Below are 274 nucleotides of genomic sequence, written 5' to 3'. Positions count from 1 at the left end.
ATGATTGTTAGCCATGATATACCTCCCTTACAACACTCGTGGACCAGAAGTTTTCTGATCTCTCACATTAACTTCTAACTTACGTACTGGCATTTCTGTGAAATATTCTACATTCTTTTTAATATCCGAACGAATTGCTTCAGTTAAAGATTGAACTTAAACATTATTTGGTACGAAAAAGTCAGTTTTAATGTCGATATAAGATTTATTTTTTTTGTTATATAGTTTCGCAACTACATTTGGTTGTCTTACTTGATCATATTTTGCAACCATA

1 pseudogene is annotated in these 274 nt (G+C 31.0%); it reads right to left on the bottom strand.

Features of this window, described 5'->3' with window-relative positions:
* Window positions 1-27: 27 nt before the first annotated feature.
* Window positions 28-274, bottom strand: a pseudogene (locus AST02_RS10400) (alkaline shock response membrane anchor protein AmaP); the annotation flags it as partial.

Origin of the sequence: Staphylococcus equorum, from assembly GCF_001747895.1 — a bacterium.
GTDB lineage: Bacteria > Bacillota > Bacilli > Staphylococcales > Staphylococcaceae > Staphylococcus > Staphylococcus equorum_A.
Note: the sequence above shows the minus strand (reverse complement) of the source record. Positions and strands in the feature narration are given on the sequence as shown.